Origin of the sequence: Glycomyces sp. NPDC021274 (assembly GCF_040641195.1) — a bacterium.
GTDB lineage: Bacteria > Actinomycetota > Actinomycetes > Mycobacteriales > Micromonosporaceae > Glycomyces.
In genome coordinates this window covers 153537-174654 of the sequence record NZ_JBFADC010000011.1, presented here as the reverse complement: position 1 = coordinate 174654, position 21118 = coordinate 153537, and the positions used below count along the sequence as shown (strand labels likewise).

The 21118-nt window shown below is 72.1% G+C and carries 20 protein-coding genes; 16 read left to right on the top strand and 4 right to left on the bottom strand.

Going from position 1 to position 21118, the window contains the following annotated elements; translation table 11 throughout:
- Positions 1-15 precede the first annotated feature (15 nt).
- Positions 16-942 (bottom strand): NADP-dependent oxidoreductase, encoded by a 927-nt coding sequence (locus tag AB0I03_RS21885; RefSeq protein ID WP_360415689.1) that lies wholly within the window; start codon positions 940-942, stop codon positions 16-18.
- A 111-nt stretch (positions 943-1053) separates the two neighbouring features.
- On the opposite strand from AB0I03_RS21885, the gene AB0I03_RS21880 reads away from it, so the two are divergent.
- On the top strand, positions 1054-2058 hold the full coding sequence (locus AB0I03_RS21880) for a helix-turn-helix domain-containing protein (protein WP_360415655.1): 1005 nt from the start codon (positions 1054-1056) through the stop codon (positions 2056-2058).
- Between the two features lie 2 nt (positions 2059-2060).
- Here AB0I03_RS21880 and AB0I03_RS21875 read toward each other — a convergent pair whose 3' ends face one another.
- The 3 genes from AB0I03_RS21875 to AB0I03_RS21865 all read right to left on the bottom strand — a co-directional run bounded on the left by AB0I03_RS21875 (position 2061) and on the right by AB0I03_RS21865 (position 5674).
- Positions 2061-3023 (bottom strand): quinone oxidoreductase, encoded by a 963-nt coding sequence (locus tag AB0I03_RS21875; protein ID WP_360415653.1) that lies wholly within the window; start codon positions 3021-3023, stop codon positions 2061-2063.
- A gap of 83 nt (positions 3024-3106) precedes the next feature.
- On the bottom strand, positions 3107-4858 hold the full coding sequence (locus tag AB0I03_RS21870) for a BCCT family transporter (protein ID WP_360415651.1): 1752 nt from the start codon (positions 4856-4858) through the stop codon (positions 3107-3109).
- A 90-nt stretch (positions 4859-4948) separates the two neighbouring features.
- Positions 4949-5674: a dihydrofolate reductase family protein gene (locus tag AB0I03_RS21865; protein ID WP_360415649.1), complete on the bottom strand. Its 726-nt coding sequence runs from the start codon at positions 5672-5674 to the stop codon at positions 4949-4951.
- Positions 5675-5753: 79 nt separating this feature from the next.
- Between AB0I03_RS21865 and hisI the strand changes: the two genes are divergently transcribed.
- The 15 genes from hisI to AB0I03_RS21790 all read left to right on the top strand — a co-directional run bounded on the left by hisI (position 5754) and on the right by AB0I03_RS21790 (position 21047).
- Positions 5754-6098 carry a phosphoribosyl-AMP cyclohydrolase gene (gene hisI, locus AB0I03_RS21860; RefSeq protein WP_360415647.1) on the top strand — a complete coding sequence of 115 codons (345 nt, stop codon included), beginning with the start codon at positions 5754-5756 and terminating at the stop codon, positions 6096-6098.
- Entirely contained in the window at positions 6095-6691 is a 597-nt protein-coding gene (locus tag AB0I03_RS21855) for a Trp biosynthesis-associated membrane protein (protein ID WP_360415645.1), read from the top strand. The genes hisI and AB0I03_RS21855 overlap by 4 nt, the downstream gene beginning before the upstream one ends.
- Entirely contained in the window at positions 6692-7498 is an 807-nt protein-coding gene (trpC, locus tag AB0I03_RS21850; RefSeq protein WP_360415643.1) for an indole-3-glycerol phosphate synthase TrpC, read from the top strand.
- An 84-nt stretch (positions 7499-7582) separates the two neighbouring features.
- Positions 7583-8791, top strand: a complete 1209-nt coding sequence (gene trpB / locus AB0I03_RS21845; RefSeq protein WP_360415641.1) for a tryptophan synthase subunit beta — start codon at positions 7583-7585, stop codon at positions 8789-8791.
- 2 nt (positions 8792-8793) lie between these two features.
- Entirely contained in the window at positions 8794-9582 is a 789-nt protein-coding gene (trpA, locus tag AB0I03_RS21840; RefSeq protein ID WP_360415639.1) for a tryptophan synthase subunit alpha, read from the top strand.
- Between the two features lie 178 nt (positions 9583-9760).
- Positions 9761-10789 carry a prolipoprotein diacylglyceryl transferase gene (gene lgt, locus AB0I03_RS21835; RefSeq protein WP_360415637.1) on the top strand — a complete coding sequence of 343 codons (1029 nt, stop codon included), beginning with the start codon at positions 9761-9763 and terminating at the stop codon, positions 10787-10789.
- Positions 10790-10811: 22 nt separating this feature from the next.
- On the top strand, positions 10812-11966 hold the full coding sequence (locus AB0I03_RS21830) for an NAD(P)/FAD-dependent oxidoreductase (protein ID WP_360415635.1): 1155 nt from the start codon (positions 10812-10814) through the stop codon (positions 11964-11966).
- Positions 11967-12315: 349 nt separating this feature from the next.
- Positions 12316-12909, top strand: a complete 594-nt coding sequence (locus AB0I03_RS21825; protein ID WP_360415633.1) for a GNAT family N-acetyltransferase — start codon at positions 12316-12318, stop codon at positions 12907-12909.
- A 33-nt stretch (positions 12910-12942) separates the two neighbouring features.
- Positions 12943-13914, top strand: a complete 972-nt coding sequence (locus AB0I03_RS21820) for a hypothetical protein (RefSeq protein WP_360415631.1) — start codon at positions 12943-12945, stop codon at positions 13912-13914.
- A 38-nt stretch (positions 13915-13952) separates the two neighbouring features.
- Positions 13953-14936 (top strand): NAD-dependent epimerase/dehydratase family protein, encoded by a 984-nt coding sequence (locus AB0I03_RS21815; protein ID WP_360415629.1) that lies wholly within the window; start codon positions 13953-13955, stop codon positions 14934-14936.
- The gene (locus AB0I03_RS21810; RefSeq protein WP_360415627.1) at positions 14936-15700 is read left to right on the top strand and encodes a WecB/TagA/CpsF family glycosyltransferase; all 765 of its coding nucleotides are present in this window, start codon (positions 14936-14938) and stop codon (positions 15698-15700) included. Before AB0I03_RS21815 ends, AB0I03_RS21810 begins: the two co-directional genes overlap by 1 nt.
- Before the next feature lie 270 nt (positions 15701-15970).
- Positions 15971-16741, top strand: coding sequence for a methyltransferase domain-containing protein (locus AB0I03_RS21805; protein WP_360415625.1), 771 nt, complete (start codon positions 15971-15973; stop codon positions 16739-16741).
- Between the two features lie 106 nt (positions 16742-16847).
- Positions 16848-18026, top strand: a complete 1179-nt coding sequence (locus AB0I03_RS21800) for a sensor histidine kinase (RefSeq protein WP_360415623.1) — start codon at positions 16848-16850, stop codon at positions 18024-18026.
- Positions 18027-18133: 107 nt separating this feature from the next.
- Positions 18134-18796 carry a response regulator transcription factor gene (locus AB0I03_RS21795; RefSeq protein ID WP_360415621.1) on the top strand — a complete coding sequence of 221 codons (663 nt, stop codon included), beginning with the start codon at positions 18134-18136 and terminating at the stop codon, positions 18794-18796.
- Positions 18797-18929: 133 nt separating this feature from the next.
- Positions 18930-21047, top strand: coding sequence for an MMPL family transporter (locus AB0I03_RS21790; protein ID WP_360415619.1), 2118 nt, complete (start codon positions 18930-18932; stop codon positions 21045-21047).
- The last annotated feature ends 71 nt before the right edge of the window (positions 21048-21118 follow it).

Sequence of the window (21118 nt, the reverse complement as noted above, 5' to 3'; positions counted from 1 at the left end):
AGGGCCTGTGGACAACTAGGCGACGGTGAGGACGATCTTGCCGACCGTGCGACCCGGCTCCAGGGCCTCGTGGGCCTTGCCCGCGTCCTCGAGCGCGTACGTCTCCGACACCGTGGGCGTGAGCTGCCCGGCCTCCACCAGCGCGGTGATCGCCTTGAGCCCGCCCAGGTCGGGTTCGACGAGGTTGAAGCCGGCGTTGATCCGGGCCAGCTCCGATTCGGGGAGCTCGGCCGCGCTCGGCAGGATGACGAGGTGCCCGCCGTCGCGCACCACCGGGGCCGATCGGGCGGCGTACTCGCCGCCGACGCAGTCGAGCACCACGTCGACCCCGCTCACCTGCTCGGCGAAGTCGACGGCCGTGTAGTCGATGACCTCGTCGGCGCCGATGCCCCGCAGGTACTCGTGCTTGGCGGCGCTGGCGGTGGCGATCACATACGCGCCCTGGGCCTTTGCGATCTGGACTGCGAGGTGGCCGACGCCGCCGGCGGCGGCGTGGATGAGGACCTTCTGTCCCGCTTGGAGATCTGCGACGTCCACCAGGGACTGGTAGGCGGTGAGGGCCGCGAGCGGCAGGGCCGCGGCCTCCTCGTGGGTGAGGCCGGCGGGCTTGGGTGCGAAGTGGCGGGCGGGTGCGGTCACGTACTCGGCGTACGCGGCGGCGAACTGCGGGAACCGCGGCATGCCGTAGACCTCGTCGCCGACCCGGTAGAGCCGCACGCCGGGGCCGACGGCGGCCACGGTGCCGGAGACGTCCCAGCCCACCGTGAACGGGGTGGGAGCCCCGGTGATCGCGCCGTGGGTCCGCACCTTCCAGTCCACCGGGTTCAGGCCGGCGGCGTGCACCTTCACGAGGATCTCGCCCAGGCCCGGTTCGGGCCGCTCGACCTCGACGAGTTCGAGGACTTCGGACCCGCCCAGGGCGTTCTGGGTGATGGCGCGCATGGTGGTCATGGCGTTTCCTTTCTGGCAGTGGCCTTGCGGTGCCCCCTAGTCTTCGGCAGTGGCGGGCTTTCGCCTAGCGGCCTGGAGGCCGTTATGTGAAAGAATCGGGCCATGACGGTCTCCAGTGCGCCAGCGCCCCACCGCGTCGCGGTCCTCGCCCTCGACGGTGTGATCACGTTCGACCTCGGCATCCCCGAGCGCGTCTTCGCGTCGGCCGGCCGCGCCGACGGCACCCGCCGGTACGACGTGCGCGTGTGCTCCCTCGACGGCGGTCCCGTCCGCACCACGGCCGGGTACACGATCAACGTGGAGCACGGGCCGGAGCTGCTGGCGAGCGCCGACACCGTCATCGTGGCCACTGTGGACCCGGTTGGGGGACCTTCATGCGACGTGCCCGATCTGCCCGCCGGGCTCGAGGCGGCTTTCGCGCGCATCCGGCCCGAGGCGCGGATCGTCTCCTTCTGCAGCGCCGCGTTCGTGCTCGCCCACCTGGGCCTGCTCGACGGCCGCAGCGCGACCACGCACTGGATGCTCACCGCCCGGCTCAGCGAGCGCCACCCCGAGGTCAAGGTCGACCCGGATGTCCTGTTCGTCGACGAGGGTCGCATCCTCACCTCGGCCGGCGCCGGTGCGGCCGTGGACCTGTGCCTGCACCTGGTGCGCCGCGACCACGGCAGCCAGGTCGCGAACGCGGTCGCGCGCCGCTGCGTCGTGCCGCCGTGGCGCGAGGGCGGGCAGGCGCAGTTCATCGAGCGGCCGGTGCCCGAGGAGACCGGGGCGGGCACCGCCGAGGTCCGCGAATGGGCCCTGCAGCACCTCGACCGTCCACTGTCGATCGACGATCTGGCGCGGCGGGCGCGGATGAGCCGCCGCTCCTTCACCCGCCGGTTCCGCGAGGAGACCGGCCAGAGCCCGACCCAGTGGCTCACCCGCCAGCGCGTGGAGCACGCCCGGCGGCTGCTGGAGTCGAGCGAGCTCACGGTGGACCAGATCGCGCAGCGCGCGGGGCTCGGCACGGGCGTGTCGCTGCGCCAGCACCTGCGGGCGGCGCTGGGGGTCTCGCCGTCGGCGTACCGCCGCACGTTCCGCGAGCGCGCAGTGTCCGTTGTGGACTAGCGCTAGGGGATGAGCAGGAGCTTCCCGGTGGTCTTGCGGGCTTCGAGGGCCTGGTGGGCTTCGGGGGCCTCTTCGAGGCGGAAGGTCTCGCCGACGCGGACGAGGAGGTCGTCGTCCTCGATCATCTGGAAGACCTCGTTCGCGCGCCAGAGGTACTCCTCGCGGGTGGCGGTGAAGTCGTGGAGGGTGGGGCGGGTGAGGACGAGTGAGCCGCCGCGGTGGAGGTCCTGGGGGTCGACGGGCGGGACGGGGCCGCTGGCCTGGCCGAAGAGTGCCATGACGCCGCGGCGGCGCAGTGCGGTGAGGCCTTCGCTGAAGGTGGTCTTGCCGACGCCGTCGTAGACGGCCGCGACGCCTTCGCCGCCGGTGAGTTCGCGGGCTTTGGCGCCGAAGCCTTCGTAGCGCAGGACGTGGTCGGCGCCGTTCTGGCGGGCGAGTTCGGCTTTCGCGTCGGTGGAGACGGTGCCGATGACCTTGCCGCCCTTGGATTTGACCATCTGGGTGAGGAGGAGTCCCATGCCGCCGGCGGCGGCGTGGACGATGACGGTGTCGCCTTCCTGCACGGGGTGGACGGTGTTGCACAGGTAGTGGGCGGTGAGGCCTTGGAGCATGACGGCGGCGGCGGTCTCGACGGCGACCTTCTCGGGGACGGGCACGAACTCGTCGGCGTCGCCGACGACGAGGTCGGCGTAGGAGCCGGGGACGCTCTTCCAGGCGACTTCGTCGCCGACGGTGAAGCCGGTGACGCCGGCGCCGATGGCCGCGACGTAGCCGCCGCCTTCGAGGCCGGGGGTGAACGGCAGCGGGAGCCCGTAGGCGCCGGTGCGGTGGTAGACGTCGATGAAGTTGACGCCGGCGGCGGCGACCTTGACGGCGATCTGGCCCGGGCGCGGGCCCGGATCCTCGCCTTCGAGCACTCGCATGACGCCCGGCCCGCCGGTCTGCTCGACCACGATCGCCTTCATGGGGTTTCCTTCCGCCGCAGGGTCACCCCATAAAATAGCAGCGGCGGGCCGGTCGTGCGCGGTGCTGTTCGCGCCGGCGGCGCTCACTCGTCGTTCCCGTTGCGGCGTCCGCTGCCGACGCCGAAGCGCATCCGTCCCCGGCCCCACTTGTTGGGGTCGGCGGTGCGGCTGTCGACCTCCTCGCCGACGACTTTGCGGATGGCGTCCCGGAATCCCTTGTGCCGCAACTGGTGCCGCAGCGGATTGGCGCCCGGGTCGGATTTGAGCTCCTTCATGAGCGCGACGCAGAGCAGGAGCATCACGAGCATGAACGGCAGTGCGACGATGATCGTCGCGTTCTTGAGGCCTTCGAGCCCGCCGCTGAGGAGCAGCACGGCCGCGACCCCGCCGATGGTCAGGCCCCAGAACACCACGAGCGGCTTCTTGGGCACCAGTGAGCCGGAGCTCGAGAGTGAGCCGAGGACGAGCGACGCGGAGTCGGCGCTGGTCACGAAGTAGTTCGCGACGAGCAGCATGGTGATGCCGGAGACCAGGGCGTAGAACGGCATCGACTCGAGCAGCGCGAACATCGCGTACTCCTCGCCTTTTGCCAGTGCCCCGCTGTAGTCCGCGCCGGTGTTCGCCTGCTTCCAGATCGCGGTGCCGCCCATGACGGCGAACCACACCGTGGAGGCCGTGGAGGGCACGAGCAGCACGCCGGCGATGAACTGGCGGACCGAGCGTCCGCGTGAGATGCGGGCGATGAAGGTGCCGACGAACGGCGCCCACGAGAGCCACCACGCCCAGTAGAAGATCGTCCAGGCCGCCATCCAGTCCTCGCCGCCGAAGGCGCCGGTGACGCTCGACATGCGCACGAGGTCCGAGAGGTAGGAGCCGACCGAGGAGGGCCAGGCGTCGAGGAGGAACAGGGTCGGCCCGGCGATGAAGACGAACACCATGATGAGCGCCGCCAGCAGCACGTTCAGGGTCGAGAGCCATTTGACGCCGCGGTGGACGCCGGAGAACGCGGAGATCACGAACGCGGCCGTCAGCGCCCCGATGACGATGAGCTCCAGCCGGGTCGAGCCGGGCACTCCGGCGACGATGTCGAGGCCGACCGCCACCTGCAGGGCGCCGAAGCCGAGGCTCGCCGCGGTGCCGAACACCGTCGCGAAGATGCCCATGAGGTCGATCGCCCGGCCGGCCGCGGGCGCCCAGCGCCGGCCGCCGGTGAGCGGGTGGAACGCCTCGCTGAGGTTGTTGCCGCGTCCTTTGCGGAACGTCGAGTACGCCAGCGCGAGGCCGGCGACGGCGTAGATCGCCCACGGGTGCAGCACCCAGTGGAAGTAGCTGTACATGAGTGCGCCGCGCTGCCGGTCCTCCTCGAAGAACGCGGAGTCCGGTTCGAGTTCGAGCGGGGGCGGGACCTCCAGGTAGTGGGAGAGGGGTTCGGCGACGCCGAAGAACATGAGGCCGATGCCCATGCCCGCGGCGAACATCATGGCGATCCACGGGAGGGTGCCGAACTCGGGTTCCTCGTCGGCGCGGCCGAGGCGGATGTTGCCGTAGCGGCTGACGGCGATGTAGACCGCGAGGATCAGGAAGAGGTTCCCGGCGATGATGAACAGCCATCCGAAGTTGCCGATGACCCAGTCGAGGGCCGCGGTGGAGGCGGTTTCGAAGCCTTCGGGGAAGAGCGCGCCGAGGAGGATGACGGCGAGGACGACGCTGGCGGCGATGCCGAAGGTGATCTTGTCGACCGGCAGCGTCTCCTGCCGGGGCTCGGGTTCGGGTTCGGCGGGGGGCGTCTCGGGGGTTTCCGGTGGCGCTTCGGAGGGTGGTTCGGGCGTGGCCATCGGGTGGCTCCGTTCGTCGGCATGCTGTGGCGCTCCCGTCACCATAAATGATGCATTGTGGAGCTCTGCCGCTTTTGGGGGCCTTGGCGGTCATTCCCGCCGGTAGCGGAGCAGCGCGACCGCTCCGATGGTCTGCGTCTCGACCAGGTGCAGGGGCCGCTCGGGTGACTGCGGGAACGCGGCGGCGTGCACGAACCGCGGCCCGCCGGTGCTGCCGAGCAGGAACGGCGCGACCGCCAGGTGCAGTTCGTCGGCGAGGTCGGCCGAGAGGAACGCGGTGTGCACGATGCCGCCGCCCTCCACAAGGACCCGCTCGATGCCGCGCCCGGCCAGGTCCTCCAGGACCGCGAGCGGTGCGACGCCGACGTCGCCGACCGACACCACCTCGGGGTGCGCCGAGCCCTCGGGCCAGGTCGCGGGCCCGAACTCGTCCGCTTCCGGTCCGAGCGGGAACGTCCGCGCCCCTTCGATGCTCGTGTAGACCACGACGCGCCCGGCCGCGTCGTCCGCGGCGCGGTCGAAGAGCCTGGCGCCCGGTTCGAGCTGCCCCGACGGGGAGATCACGGCCCGCAGCGGCGACGCCGGCCTCCCGCCCGCCAGCCGCTCCTCGCGCCGCTCAGGCGAGCGCACCAGCAGCCGCGGGTCGTCCGCGCGCACCGTCCCGGCCCCCACGACGATCGCGTCCACGCTCGCGCGCACCGCGTCCACCCGGTCGAAGTCGGCGGCGTTCGACAGCATCAGCCGCTCGGGCGAGACGTCGTCGAGGAAGCCGTCGATGCTCATCGCGGCCGAAACGATCACATAAGGGAGCGCCATGCCCCCGAGAATCCCACGATGCACTCCCGACCGGGGCCGGGTGGCGGTCCGCGCGGGGGTGCGATCACAATCGGTAAGCGTGGAAGCAGGACAGACCAGCGACGACGTGATCGCGAACCTCACGTTCAACGCCGACGGGCTCGTCCCCGCCATCGCGCAGCAGCACGACACGGGCGAGGTGCTCATGCTCGCGTGGATGGACGCCGAGGCGCTGCGGCGCACCGTCGCCACCCGCAAGGCCACCTACTGGTCGCGCAGCCGCGGCGAGTACTGGGTCAAGGGCGAGACGTCCGGCCACCACCAGGCGGTCGTCGCGGTCGCGGCCGACTGCGACGGCGACACCGTCCTGCTCCAGGTGGACCAGACCGGCCCCGCCTGCCACACCGGCACCCGCACCTGCTTCACCGGAAGGGAGATCGCATGAGCGAAGCGAACAGCGAGACCGCCGCCGACAACAGCGCCGCCGAAACGAGCACGGCCGCGGCCGGCGCCGCCGAACGCACCCGCGTGCTCCTCGCGGGGATCCTCGCGGCCGCCCTCAGCGCGCTCGCCGCCTCCCGCGACTGGACCGCCGTCAACGAGACCGGGCACGCCGGGATCACCGCCACCACCGCCCAGGCCGGCACCGACCTCGCCTCCTGGGCCCTGCCGTGCGCCCTCGCCGGCGGCGCGGCCTTCCTGGCGATGCTCGCCACCGGCAACCGCGCCCGCCGCGTCCTCGGCGTCGTCGCCGCCCTCGCCGGCCTCGCGACCGCCCTCGGCGGGGCGCTCAATCTGGACGCGGGAGCATGGCCGATCACCATGGGCGCCGCCGCGCTCGTCCTCGCGTCCGCGGGGGCCGCCACCACCGCCCGCGCCGGCCGCTGGCCGGACAGCCGCGACCGCTACGAAGCGGCCCCGGACAAGGCGTCCGCCATAGCAGAGGACCCGGTGTCGCTGTGGAACGCCCTCGACTCCGGCGAGGACCCCTCGTCGCCTAATATCACGGCATCGGCGCAGGAGAAGGGACGATCTTAGGTGAACGTGCTGGAGCAGATCATCACCGAAGTCCGCGCCGATCTCGAACGGCGCCAGACCGAGACCCCCATCGAGCTGATCCGCGAGCGCGCCGAGGCCGCCCGCCCCGCGCTCGACGGGTACGCCGCGCTCTCCGGCGGCGGCGTCAGCGTCATCGCCGAGGTCAAGCGCGCCTCCCCCTCCAAAGGCGCCCTCGCCGACATCCCCGACCCGGCCGTGCTCGCCGCCGAGTACGCCGCGGGCGGCGCGGCCGTCATCTCGGTCCTCACCGAGCAGCACTACTTCAAAGGCAGCCTCGGCGACCTCGACGCCGTCCGCGCCAAAGTTCAGATCCCGGTGCTCCGCAAGGACTTCGTGGTCACCCCCTACCAGGTGCTCGAAGCCCGCGCCCACGGCGCCGACCTCGTGCTCCTCATCGTCGCCGCCCTCGACCAGGACACCCTCGTCTCGCTCCACGAGCGCATCGAAGGCCTCGGCATGACCGCCCTCGTCGAAGTCCACACCGAGTACGAGGCCGACCGCGCCCTGCGCGCCGGCGCGAAAGTCATTGGCGTCAACGCCCGCGACCTGACTACGCTCGACGTGGACCGCTCGGTGTTCGAGCGCATCGCCCCCGGCCTGCCCCGCGACGTCGTCAAGATCGCGGAATCGGGCGTCAGGGGCACCCGCGACCTCATCCGCTACGCCAGCGCCGGCGCCGACGCCGTGCTCGTCGGCGAGGGCGTCGTCAAGACGAAGAGCCCGCGCGACGCCGTCGCCGAGCTGGTCACCGCCGGGTCCCACCCGGCCACGCCGCGCCCGATCTAGCGGTCGCGGACGACACACAGGTGCGCCCTGAGGTGCGCGGCACCGCGCGCCCGGGCAGCGAGTTGCGAAGGGGAGCGAGACACCGTGCCTAATCCAGATGCCAGCGGCCACTGGGGCGAATTCGGGGGCCGCTTCGTCCCCGAAGCGCTCATCAGTGCCCTCGACGAGCTCGAGGCCGCCCACACGGCCGCGCTCGCCGACCCGGCGTTCACCGCCGAACTCGACAAGCTCGGCCGCGAGTACGGGAACCTGCCGTCCCCGCTGTACTTCGCCGAGCGGCTCTCCGCAGAGGCCGGGGTGGAGGTCTGGCTCAAGCGCGAGGACCTCAACCACACCGGCGCGCACAAGATCCGCAACGTCCTCGGGCAGGCCCTGCTGACCAAGCGCATGGGCAAGACCCGCATCATCGCCGAGACCGGCGCGGGCCAGCACGGGGTCGCCTCCGCTACGGCCGCCGCCTACTTCGGGCTCGAATGCACCGTGTACATGGGCGAGGAGGACACGCGCCGCCAGGCGCTGAACGTCGCCCGGATGCGGCTCCTCGGCGCCGAGGTGGTCCCCGTGACCACCGGTTCGCGGACGCTGAAGGACGCCATGAACGAGGCCCTGCGCGAATGGGTCGCCTCCGTGGACCACACGCACTACCTCATCGGCTCGGTCGGCGGCCCTGCCCCGTTCCCGCAGCTCGTGCGCGACTACTGCCGCGGCATCGGCGACGAGGCCCGCGCCCAGTTCCTCGAGCGCACCGGGGCCCTGCCGGACGTCGTCGCCGCGTGCGTGGGCGGCGGCTCGAACGCGATGGGCATCTTCACCGCGTTCCTCGACGACGCCGACGTCAAGCTCTTCGGCTTCGAAGCGGGCGGCGACGGGTACGACACCGGCCGCCACGCCGCGACCATCACCGCCGGGCAGGTCGGCGTCCTCCACGGCGCCCGCACGTTCGTCCTCCAGGACGAGGACGGCCAGACCATCGAGTCGCACTCGATCTCCGCCGGCCTCGACTACCCGGGCGTCGGCCCCGAGCACGCGCACCTCGCCGCCACGGGGCGCGCCGCCTACGAGCCCGTGGACGACGCCGAGGCCATGGCGGCCCTGGAGAAGCTCGCCCGCACCGAGGGCATCATCTGCGCGATCGAGTCCGCGCACGGCCTCGCCGGGGCGCTGCGCCTCGCGAAGGGCCTCAAACCCGGCTCGCGCGTCCTGGTGAACCTCTCCGGGCGCGGCGACAAGGACATGGGCAACGTCGTCGAGTACTTCGGCTTCGCAGGCGCCCCTGAGAAGAGCGGGGAGTAGCCGTGCACGCCGCCGACGCTTTCGCGAAGACCAAGGCCGAGGGCCGGGCCGCGCTGGTGGGCTACCTGCCCGCGGGCTACCCGACCCTCGCCGACTCGATCAAGGCCGTCGACATCATGATCGACCACGGGGCCGACATCATCGAGCTGGGCCTGCCCTACTCGGACCCGGTGATGGACGGCCCGGCGATCCAGAAGGCCGCCGACCAGGCCCTCGCGGGCGGGTTCCGCACCCGGCAGGTGTTCGCGGTGACCGAGGCGGTCGCCGGCCGCGTCCCGATCCTCGTCATGACCTACTGGAACCTCGTGGAGCGGTACGGGGTCGACCGGTTCGCGCGCGACTTCGCCGCCGCGGGCGGGGCCGGGCTCATCACGCCCGACCTCATCCCCGACGAGGCGGGGGAGTGGATCGCGGCCTCGGACGCGCACGGCCTCGACCGGGTCTTCCTCGTCGCACCGTCCTCCACCGACGAGCGCATCGCCTCCACAGTGGCGGCCTGCCGCGGGTTCGTGTACGCGCAGTCGGTCATGGGCGTCACCGGCGCCCGCGCCGCCACCTCCGCGGCCGCACCCGCACTCGTGGAGCGCACCCGCAGGCACACCGACCTGCCGATCGGCGTCGGCCTCGGCGTCCGCTCGGGCGACCAGGCCGCCGAGATCGGCGCCTACGGCGACGCGGTCATCGTCGGCTCCGCCATCGTCAACTGCTACCTGGAGTCCGAGGACATCCCCACGGGCCACCAGAAACTCGCCGAGCTCACCGCGGACCTCGCCGCGGGCGTGCGCCGGTAGCGACACGCAGGCCCCGCGGGCGCCGCCCGCGGGGCCTCGCCGCGCCCGCACCGCGGGGCGATATGGGCGGTATGCGAAACCTGCACCGCCGCATCGGGAGCCGCGAGGCGAGCCGCGGCGTGGGACCGGCTCGGGCCCCTGCCAGGCCCCGCTCGCGCAACCGATAGGTTTACTCGTCGTGGACCTCGCATATATCCCGAGCCCGTCGGAGTCCGTCTGGCACCTCGGCCCCATCCCGATCCGCGCGTACGCGCTCTGCCTCATCGCGGGCATCGTCGCCGCCTGCTGGATCGCCGAGGCGCGCATGCGCTCGCGCGGCGCCCCCAAGTGGGCCGTGCTCGACCTCGCCGTGTGGGCCGTGCCGTTCGGCATCGTCGGCGCCCGCATCTACCACGTCTTCTCCAGCCCCGACGCCTACTTCGGCCCCGACGGCGACCCGTGGAGGGCCCTCGCCGTCTGGGAGGGCGGCCTCGGCATCCCCGGCGCCGTCGCCCTCGGCGCGGTCGGCGTCTGGCTCGGCTGCCGCCAGCTGAAGCTGCCGTTCGCGATGGTCGCCGACGCGATCGTCCCCGGCATCCCCGTCGGGCAGGCCATCGGCCGCCTCGGCAACTGGTTCAACCAGGAGCTCTACGGCAAGCCCCTCGACACCTGGTGGGCCGTCGCGATCGACACCGACCACCGGGTCGCGGGGTACTCGCAGTACTCCACGTTCCACCCCACGTTCCTGTACGAACTGCTGTGGAACGTCGGCGTCGCGCTCGCCGTCGTCCTCGCCGACCGCAAGGCCAAGTTCGGGGCCGGGCGCGCCGTCGCCCTCTACGTCGCCCTCTACGGCATCGGCCGGTTCTGGATCGAGGGCCTGCGCATCGACCCCGCCGAGGCCTTCGGCGGGCTGCGCCTCAACCAGTGGATGAGCGTCATCGTCGTCGTCCTCGCCGTCGCCTACCTGATCTTCGCGCGCGGCACCCGCCAGGTCTTCGTCATCGACGGCGGCGAGCGCGTCACCGTCGACTGGGACTCCGCCGAGGCCGCGGCCGCCGGCTACGTCGACGGCGCCCTCCCCAAGGGCGCCGAACCCGGCGAGACCGCCTCCGCCGAGGACGAACCCGAACCCGAACCCGACCGGCCCGAGGACGACGTGATCCCCGACGAGCCGCTCGACGTCGAGCCCTCGTCCGACGCGGGCAAACCCCGCGAGGACAGCTGACCCCACCCCCGGGCAGGTGCAGATGCAGAACCGAAGAGCCGTAGTCGTCGGCGCCGGCGTCGCCGGACTCGCCAGCGCCATCGTCCTGTCCCGGCTGGGCTGGCAGGTGGCGCTGCTGGAGCGGCGCGAGCGCCTCAAAGGCGACGACCTCGGCATGATCCTCTGGGCCTCGGGGGTGCGCGCACTGCGCGCGCTCGGCGTCGACGCGCTGCTCGACGCCTCCGGGACCCCGGTGGACCGCTTCGAGATGCGCAATGAGGAGCGCCTGTCGAGCTCGTTCTCGGCGGCGATGCTCGGCGCCGACGACGGCACGCCTTCGGTCATGGTGCACACCGCGATGCTCTACGAGGCGCTCGTGTCGCGCCTGGGCGACAACGTCCAGGTGCACCCGGCGACCCAGGTCGACCGGATCGACATGGTCGACCTGGCCGCCGGTGACGCCTCGCGCCGCTGGGACGCCGAGCTCGTCGTCGCCGCCGACGGCATCGACTCGCCGAGTCGCGCCATCATCGCCCCCGGATCGCCCACAGTGGACGCCGGGGTGGTGTGCTTCCGCGGCCTCGTGCCCGCCCACCGAGCCCCCGAGCGCACTACCGACGCCGTCGAGATCTACGGCCCCGACCGCCGCCGCTTCGGCTACGGCGACCTCGGGCACGCCGGGGCCTGCTGGTGGGCGACGGTTCCCGGCGGGATGCGGCCCGAGTCGCCGCAGATCCAGCACGAGCTCATCAACCGGTGGTTCGCCGACTGGCCCGCGCCCGTGGGCAAGTTCATCGCCGCGACCCGGCCCTCGGAGCTGACCCAGCAATCGGTCCGGTACGTGTGGCCGGTCCCGCCGGCGTTCCACCAGCCGGTGGGCGCGGGCGGCCTGGTGCTGCTGGGCGACGCCGCGCACGGCGTCGCGCCGATCCTCGCGCAGGGCGCGAGCCTCGCCCTGGAGGACGCGGTGACCCTCGGCTGGGCGCTGCGCCGCAGTCCCGAATCGGTGCCGGCCGCACTCGGCTCCTACGACCGGGCCCGCATGGCGCGGATCAAGCGCGTCGCCCGCCTCTCGCGGCGCGTCCACACGATCGCCTCCGGCGGCAGGGGCGTGACGAAGAGCCTCCTGCGGGCCGTGCCCGACTCGTGGGTGCAGCACCAGGCGGCGTCCCTGTCGGACTGGCAGCCGCCGCGCTGAGCGGAATGTGAACGGAGCGTCCCGGCAAAACGGACATCGATGGGCCCCCGACATCAACCCTGGCAGAGGGGTATGACATCGGTCGGCGCAACGGCGCAACGGCGCAACGGCGCAACGGCGCAACGGCGCAACGGCGCAACGGCGCAACGGCGCAACGGCGCAACGGCGCAACGGCGCAACGGCGCGCGGGAACCGCTCGATGAGGACGCTTCCGCTCCATGCAGACCGGTGTCGACCCCGGCAGCGGTCCACGCCCGCGCCTCGGCGAAGCGGCGGGCCCGGCCACCCCGAGTGGAACCCGCCTCGGCGCGCTGGCGCGAGCAAGGCTTGCCGATTACGCTTTCGTGCCATGCAGATCCGTGACGCCCGCCCCGAGGACTGGCCCGCCGTGTGGGCCTTCGCCCAGCCGGTCGTCGCCTCCGGCGAGCACTTCGTGTGGGAGAGCGACACCCCCGAGGAAGTCTTGCGCGCCTTCTGGATCGAGCGAGAGGCGCCCTCGAGCGCCCTCGTCGCCGTCATTGAGGACCGCGCCGACATGGACCGCGCCGGCGAGAGCAGCGCCGACATGGACCGCGCGGGCGAGGGCAGCACCGGCCAGGACGGTCCCGGCGCAAGCGGATCGTCCGGCGGGCGCGTCGCCGGGATCGCCGCGATTCAACCCAACCACGCCGGCCGCGGCTCGCACATCGCCAACGCCGGGTTCATGGTCGACCCGGCCGTCCGCGGCCAGGGCGTAGGCCGCACCCTCGGCGAGGCCGCCCTCGCCCGCGCCCGCGCGGACGGCTTCACCGCCATGCAGTTCAACGCCGTCGTCGCCACCAACACGCCCGCCGTCGACCTCTGGCACTCCCTCGGCTTCCGCACCCTCGCCGTACTCCCGGGGACCTTCCGGCACCCCGTCCAGGGCCTGGTCGGCATGCACCTCATGTTCCGCGAACTGTGACCCGCGCAGCCCCTGTGTAGCATCAAATCCGCTATGAACGAACTGCGCGAGTCCATCCTCTCCGTAGGCGTGGCCGACCCTGAGACGGCCGTCAGCGTCCACGCCCTCCTCGGCTCCGACCCCGCCCTCCTGGCGCGGGCCGGCGAGCTCCCCCAGAACAAGCACGCGGTCGACGCCTGGGTCAAGGCCGCGTTCCTGCGGCCCGAGGGCCCCTTCCTCGAAACCGCCGCCACCGCCGTCGCCGACGTCCTCGGCGAAGCCCCGGACAAGCCCACCGACGATGTCCTCGCGGCCATCACCACCCGGCCCCGCACCCCCTACGACCTGCGCGCCGCCACCGGCCTCACCGAAGCCGACCTCGACGTCCTCCTCCCGCACCTCGAAGCCGCCGGCCTCATCCGCGCCGAAGCGAACCCCCTCGACCCCGACGCGCCGTTCTGGACCATGGAGCACCGCTTCGCGCGCTTCCACTACGCGATGCTCGCCCAGCACCTCCCGCGCTGGCGGCGCGGGTACATCACCGACAAACTGTGGCGGATGACCCACGCCCGCTTCGACCGGTACGTGTGCCGCCCCGAATTCCACCGCCTCGCCCGCGAATGGGCGCTCAACGACCCGGCCGCCGCGCAGACCACCCGCCTCACCGTCCCCGACCCGCGCTTCCGGCAGCTGCGCACCATCGAACTCGCCGCCTGGAACGCCGCCGGCGAACCGATCGCCCTGGGCACCATCCGCTGGAAGTTCCAGATGGTCGAACGCCAGCTCAAACGCCTCCGCTACGTCAGGCGGCTCCTCGGCGACCCCAAGACGCGCCTCTACTGCATCGCCCCCCGCGTCGAAGCCGCCATCACCGCCGACCCCGCCCCGGACCTGTTCGTGATCGGCCCCGCACAGCTGCTGCGGCGCGGCGCGGACGAGCCCGCGAACGCCCCCGAAACCGCCCCCAACGGTGACTTACACCCCATTTCCCGGCTGGTGGGCGCGGAGACGCGACGGGTAGGCTGAGGCTTCTTTCCCCGTATCCGAAACCTTGAGGAGTGACGATGGCGGCAAGCGTGGACGCGGTAGTGGCGGGAGCCGGTGGATTCATCGGCGGACACCTGGTGGCGAGCCTCCTCGCCGAAGGCAAGACCGTTCGCGCCGTCGACGTCAAGCCCCTCGACGAGTGGTACCAGGTCCACGGCGACACCGAGAACCTCCAGCGCGACCTCGCCGACCTCGACGCCTGCCGCGAAGCGGTCGGCGACGGCGCGGCCGAGGTCTACAACCTCGCCTGCAACATGGGCGGCATGGGCTTCATCGAGAACAACAAGGCCCTGTGCATGCTCTCGGTCCTCCCCTCCACCCACATGCTCATGGCCGCGAAGGACGCCGAAGTCGGGCGCTTCTTCTACTCCTCTTCCGCGTGCGTCTACGCCGGCTACAAGCAGACCGAGGCGGACATCGCCCCGCTGAAGGAAGAGGACGCCTACCCCGCCGACGCCGAGGACGGCTACGGCTGGGAGAAGCTCTTCTCCGAGCGCATGTGCCGCCACTTCCGCGAGGACTTCGGCCTCGAGACCCGCATCGCCCGCTACCACAACATCTACGGGCCCGTCGGCACCTGGGACGGCGGCCGCGAGAAGGCCCCCGCCGCCACCTGCCGCAAGATCGCCCTCGCCGCCCTCAAGGGCGAGAAGACCGTGGAGATCTGGGGCGACGGGGAGCAGACCCGCTCCTTCACGTACATCGACGACTGCGTCCAGGGCACCAAGATGTTCACCCGCGGCGACGTCACCGAGCCCCTCAACCTCGGCTCCTCCGAGCTGACCACCATCAACAACCTGTACTACCTGGTCGCCGACATCGCCGGGATCGACATCGAGCTCAAGCACGTCGACGGCGCCCTGGGTGTGCGCGGTCGCAACTCGGACAACACGCTCATCCAGAAGTACTACGGCTGGGAGCCGTCCATCAGCCTCCGCGAGGGCATGACCAAGACCTACGAGTGGGTCTACGACCAGGTCAAAGCCAAGTACAGCCTGTAATGTCCGACCCGAAGCTCCGCCGTGTCGACGTCCTCGGCGTCGGCGTCTCCACCGTCAACCAGGCGACGGCGCTGGCCGAGGTGACCCGCTGGGTCGATTCCGGTGAACGCCACTACGTGTGCGTCACCGGCGTGCACGGCGTCATGGAGTCCCAGCGCGACCCCGAGCTCCTCGCCATCCACAACGCCTCGGGGCTCACCACGCCCGACGGTATGCCGATGGTGTGGGCCGGGCACAAGGCCGGCGCCGACTGGATGGACCGGGTCTACGGGCCCGACCTGATGCTCAACGTGCTCGCCCGCGCCGCCGAGCGCGGCTGGACCTCGTTCCTCTACGGCGGCAAGGACGGCGTGCCCGAACTGCTCGCCGAGAAGCTCGCCGAGCGCATTCCCGGCGTCAAGTTCGCCGGCATGTACTCGCCGCCGTTCCGCCCCCTCACCGAGGAGGAGGACGCCGAGATCGTCAAGCGCATCAACGACTCCGGCGCGCAGCTGGTGTGGGTGGGGCTCTCGACGCCGAAGCAGGAGCGCTGGATGGCCGCCCACCGCGACCGCCTGAACGCCCCCGCGATGTTCGGCGTCGGCGCCGCGTTCGACTTCCACGCCGGGCTCGTTCCGCAGGCCCCGCCGTGGATGCAGCGCAACGGCCTCGAATGGCTCTTCCGGCTCACGAAGGAGCCCAAGCGGCTCTGGCGCCGCTACTTCCAGAACAACCCGGCCTACCTGCGCGAGATCCGCAAACGGCCCCCGTTCCTGCGCGACTAGCGAACAACGACGCCGCCGCCCCGTCCTCGAAACCGGGCGGCGGCGTCTTCTCGTAGTGCATCCGCCGACGGTAACCAGAGGCCTATCGGTGTCCGATTTGCCGCGGTTCACCTTTCACTGCGCCTGGGCGATGTCGTACCCATGGGTCAGGGTTGAACTGGGGGCCCAGCGATGTCCGAATTGCGGAGACCCTCCGTTCACCTTTCCCGCTGCAACCGCTCTCGCCGCCCTTTCCGCCCCTGGCGGCACAGCGGCGCTAGGCTGTGGCGCATGGTCGACATTCCCAAAGAGATCACGCACACCGGGCACCACCCCCGCATGGCCGTCGTGTGGTCGGTCCTGTCGGCCGAGATCGAGCGATTCGCCGCGGGCACCGGAGCGACCCTCCGCATCCTCGATGTCGGCGGCGGCTCCGGCGGGTTCGCCGTCCCCCTCGCCGAACTCGGCCACGACGTCACCGTCGTCGAACCCAGCGCCAACGCGCTCGCGTCCCTGCGCCAGCGCGCCGCCGACGCGGGCGTCACCGACCGCGTCCGCGCCGTCCAGGCCGACGCCGACGAACTCCCCGACGTCGCCGAGCCCGGCACCGCCGACCTCGTCCTGTGCCACTCGGTCCTGGAGATGGTCGACTACCCGGACACCGCGCTCGACGCGCTCCGCCGCGTCTGCGCGCCCGGCGGCGGCGTGAGCATCCTCGTCGCCAACCGCATCGCCGCCGTCCTCGGCAAGGCCCTCGCCGGGAACTTCCCGGCCGCGCTCGACCTCCTCACGCACGTCGACGGCGTCATCGCGGGCCGCGACACCATCAAGCGGCGCTTCGAGACCGCCACGCTCACCGCGCTCGTCGGCGGCTCCGGCCTCGTCACCGAGCAGGTCCACGGCGTCGGCGTCGTCGGCGACCTCCTCCCCGCCTCGGCCGCGAAGGCCGAGACCGGCACCGGCGAGGCCCTGCGCGAGTTCGAACTCGCCACCGCCGCGCGAGTCCCCTTCCGGGACATGGCCACCCACATCCACCTGCTGGCCCGCAAACCCATGCGCTGACCGGGCCGAGGCAGCCGACGCCCACCGCGTCTACGTCGAGGCGCGTAGACGCGGTTACGTCCGCACGCCGAAGGCACCGCGGCCTGCCGGACCGTAGCCTGGACGCGTGACCTCGCCAACCGCCGCACGGGCCAAGATCCCGGAACTCGCCTTCGACATCGGCCTCGCCCTGCTCCTCGGCGCCCTCACGGCCGGCACCACGATCGGCGCGACCGACGACCACCGCCCCGGGCCGCTCGCGTTCGCGCTCATCGGCCTCACCGCCGCGTTCCTCGCCGTGCGCCGCTCCTGGCCCGAGGTCACCCTCGCCGGATCCCTCGCGGGCCTGTACGTCTACCTCTACCTCGGCCTGCCCGAAGGCCCGATCTACCTGCTCCCGGCGGTCGCGGTCTTCTTCTACGCGTTCGCGCGGCCGCTCAAGACCGTCCTGATCGTCCTGTCCTGCCTCTTCGCGGTCAACACGGCGTTCCAGACGTTCGTGCTCGGCGACGTCCCCGACCTGTGGGTCAACGCCAGCATCACGTTCGTGTGGCTCGGCATCGCCGCCGCGGGCGGGCGCATCGTCAGGGAGGCCCGCCACGCCAGGTCCCGCGAACGCGAGGCCGAACGCGAGCGGTACCGGGCCGACGAGCGCGTCCAGATGGCCCGCGAGATTCACGACGTGGTCGGCCACAGCCTCGCCGTGGTCAGCATGAACGCCGGTGTGGCCCTGCACGTCTTGAAAAAGCACAGTCTGGAGCAGCGCCGCCGGCGCGGCCCCGACGGCGACGGCGCGCCGCCCGAGGTCGTCGAGAACCTGCAGGCGATCCGCGACGCCTCGACCCGCGCGCTCCAGGACCTGCGCGCGACCCTCGCGCCGCTGCGGCAGGGCCGCCAGCCCGAACTCCGGCCGACCGGCGCGATCGCCGACATACCGTCTCTCGTGGAGGCTGTGCGCACCGGCGGCCTGCAGGTCGAGTACACGGTCGCGGGGGAGCCCGGTCTCGTGCCGACGAACATCGCCGCCACCACGTACCGGGTCGTCCAGGAATCGCTGACGAACGTCATCCGCCACGCCGAGGCGACCAAGGCCGTCGTCCGGATCGAGTGCGAGCCTCAGGGGATCCGCATCCTCGTCGAGGACGACGGCCGCGGCGGGCCCATCGACTTCGACCGGATCGGGCAGGGCGTCACCGGCATGATGGAGCGGGTCCTGACCAGCGGCGGCGCCTTCAACGCCGCGCCCAAACGCGGCGGCGGCTTCGCCGTCACGGCCGACATGCCGTACGGCCGCAGCACCGATTGACGGCCCGCGAGCGTCGCCGACCCACGGCCCGCTTTCGCGGCGCGGGCGGCTCGCCGCCGTCGCCTACAGTGCAAGACCGGCTCATCAGGACAGCAACGGAGGACCGCATGATCGAACTCGTGATCGCCGACGACCAGAGCCTCATCAGGATGGCGCTGCGCAACCTCTTCAACAGCGAGGACGACATCCATGTCGCCGCCGAGGCCGAGAACGGCCAGGAGGCCTGGGAGCTCGTCTCGCGGCTGCGGCCCGACGTCGCCCTGCTCGACATCCGCATGCCCGGCATCGACGGGCTCGAAGTGCTGCGGCGCATCAGCCGCGACGCGAACCTCGCCGCCACCCGCGTCGTCATGATCACGACCTTCGAGGTCGACGACTACATCTTCGACGCGCTCTCCAACGGCGCCGCCGGGTTCGTCATGAAGGACACGTCCCCTGACGACCTGCTGAAAGCCGTGCGCCTCGCCGCCGCCGGCGACTCCCTGCTGAGCCCCGACGTGACCCGCAAGGTCATCAACGCGTACGCCGAACGCGGCACCGGCACCGGCAAGCCCCACCCGAACCTGTCCCACCTCACCGAACGCGAACTGGAGATCCTCCGCTGGGTCGCCACGGGCCTGGCCAACGACGAGATCGGCGAGCGCCTGTTCATCAGCCCCGCCACCGTCCGCACCCACGTGGGGAAGCTACTGACGAAGCTCACGGCCCGCGACCGCGCGGGACTCGTCGCCATCGCCTACCGGTCCGGTTTGGACATCCCCGAAGTCTGAGCCGGACGGGGAACGCGGCCCGCGCGGGTCGTCGCCGGAGCGTAGACGCGAGCACGCTCCGACGCTGATGCGCGTCCGGCCCGGGGCGGCGAGATTGGGAGGCATGGCATCCCGATCCGAAAGGACCCCACCCGTGTCGACCCCCACCCCGAAAGGCGCGCGCCTCGCGTTCGCCGGCTCCCGGCGCGGCCGCTGGCCCGCCCTCGCCGCCTGGGCGATCCTCGCCGTCATCGGCTTCACCCTCGCCCCGAAACTCGGCGGCATCCAGGACGACGCCCAGATCAACTGGCTCCCCGCCGACGCCGAATCCACCGCGGCGAAACACCTGGCCGACACCGAGTTCAACCGGAACAACCTGGTCAGCCTCCTCGTCGTCTACACCGCCGACACCCCGCTCACCCCCGCAGCGCACGCCGCCGCCGAAACCGACCGCGCCGCCCTCGACGCACTCGCGGCCCCCGGCGAGCGCACCGCGGGCCCGATCCCCTCTGCGGACGGCCGGGCGCTCATGCTCGTCGTCCCGCTCGCCGACACCGCCATCGACGCCGACGGCGAAGCCCTCTTCGCCGAAGCCGACGCCATCGTCCGAGAAGGACTCCCCGAAGGCCTCGAAGCCGGCTTCACCGGCGGCGCCGCCGCCTCGCGGGACATGGAGTCCGCGTTCGAACAGCTCGACGGGCCCCTCACCTGGATGACCGTGGCCGTCGTGGCCCTCGTCCTGATCCTCACCTACCGCTCCCCGCTGCTGCTGCTCCTCCCCATGGTCTGCATCGCCCTGTCCGAGCAGCTCGCCACCGGCCTCGCCTACCTCCTCGGCCGGTACGCGGACGTCACCGTCAACGGCCAGAACACCGGCATCCTCACCGTCCTCGTCTTCGGCGTCTCCACCGACTACACGCTCCTGCTCGTCTCCCGGTACCGCGAGGAACTGCTCCGCACCGAGGACCGGTTCGCGGCCATGCGCGCCGCCCTCACCGCCTCGATGCCCGCGATCATCGCCTCCGCCGGAACCGTGGTCCTGGCACTGGCGGTCCTGCCGCTCGCCGCGGTCTCCAGCACCGCCGCGCTCGGCCCGGTCCTCATCGCGGGCGTCGCCAGCGCCGTCCTCGCGTCGCTGACCCTGCTGCCCGCCGTGCTCTCGCTCTTCGGCCGGGCCGTGTTCTGGCCCCTCGTGCCCCGCCACGACCCCGCCGGGGCCGCGGCCCCGGCCCAGCGCCGCCACCGCTTCTGGGGCCGCGTCGCCACGGCCGTCTCGGCCAGGCCCCGGCTCATCGCCGTCGCCACGACCGCCGGCCTCCTCCTGCTGTCCCTCGGCTGGACCGGCCTGTCCGTCGGGCTCGAGCGGTCCGAACTGCTCACCACCGAGACCGACTCCCAGCGCGTCAGCGCCGCGATGGCCGAGCACTACCCGGCCGGAGCCTCCGAACCCGTCGAGGTGTACGTCCGCGACGCCGACACCGACGCCGCCCTCGGCATCCTCGAAGCGGCCCCCGGCGTCGCCCAGACCGAGGCGGCGGTCCGCGCCGACGCCTCCGACTGGGTCCGCATCGACGCGGTCCTCGCCGACGAAGCGTCCTCCGACGCCGCGGAGGCCACGGTCCGCGACCTGAGGGACGCCTTCGCGGACAACGGCACCATCGACACCGCACTGGTCAGCGGACCCACCGCCACGCAGCTCGACCTCGCCGCCGGCAACGACCGCGACCTGCGGCTGCTCGTCCCGCTCATCCTCGCCGTGGTCCTGCTCGTGATCGTGCTCCTGCTGCGGGCGCTCGCCGCCGCGCTCGTGCTCATGGCCTGCACCGTCCTGTCGTACGCCGCCGCGGTCGGCACCGCCAACCTGGTCTTCAAGGGACTCGGACAAGACAATGTGGACACCGGCTTCCTGCTCATGGGATTCCTGTTCCTCGTCGCGATGGGCATCGACTACACGATCTTCCTCATGACCCGCGTCCGCGAAGAGGTCCCGCGATGGGGCCACCGGGTCGGTACGCTCCGGGCCCTCACCGTCACCGGCGGCGTCATCACCTCGGCCGGACTCGTCCTCGCCGCCACCTTCACCGTCCTGGCCCTCATGCCGCTCACCATGCTCATGCAACTGGGCGTCGTGGTCTGCGCAGGCGTCCTCCTCGACGCGATCGTCGTCCGCTCCCTCCTCGTGCCCGCGCTGGCACTGTGGATCGGCGAACGCTTCTGGTGGCCGAGCCGCATCGCGAAGCGGCCCGCCGCTCGCGACCGAACGAGCGCCTGACCCGCGCCGGCGGCGGTCCCGACACCGGGGCCGCCGCCGACGCTTTCGCACGTGATGTGGCCGAACCGACA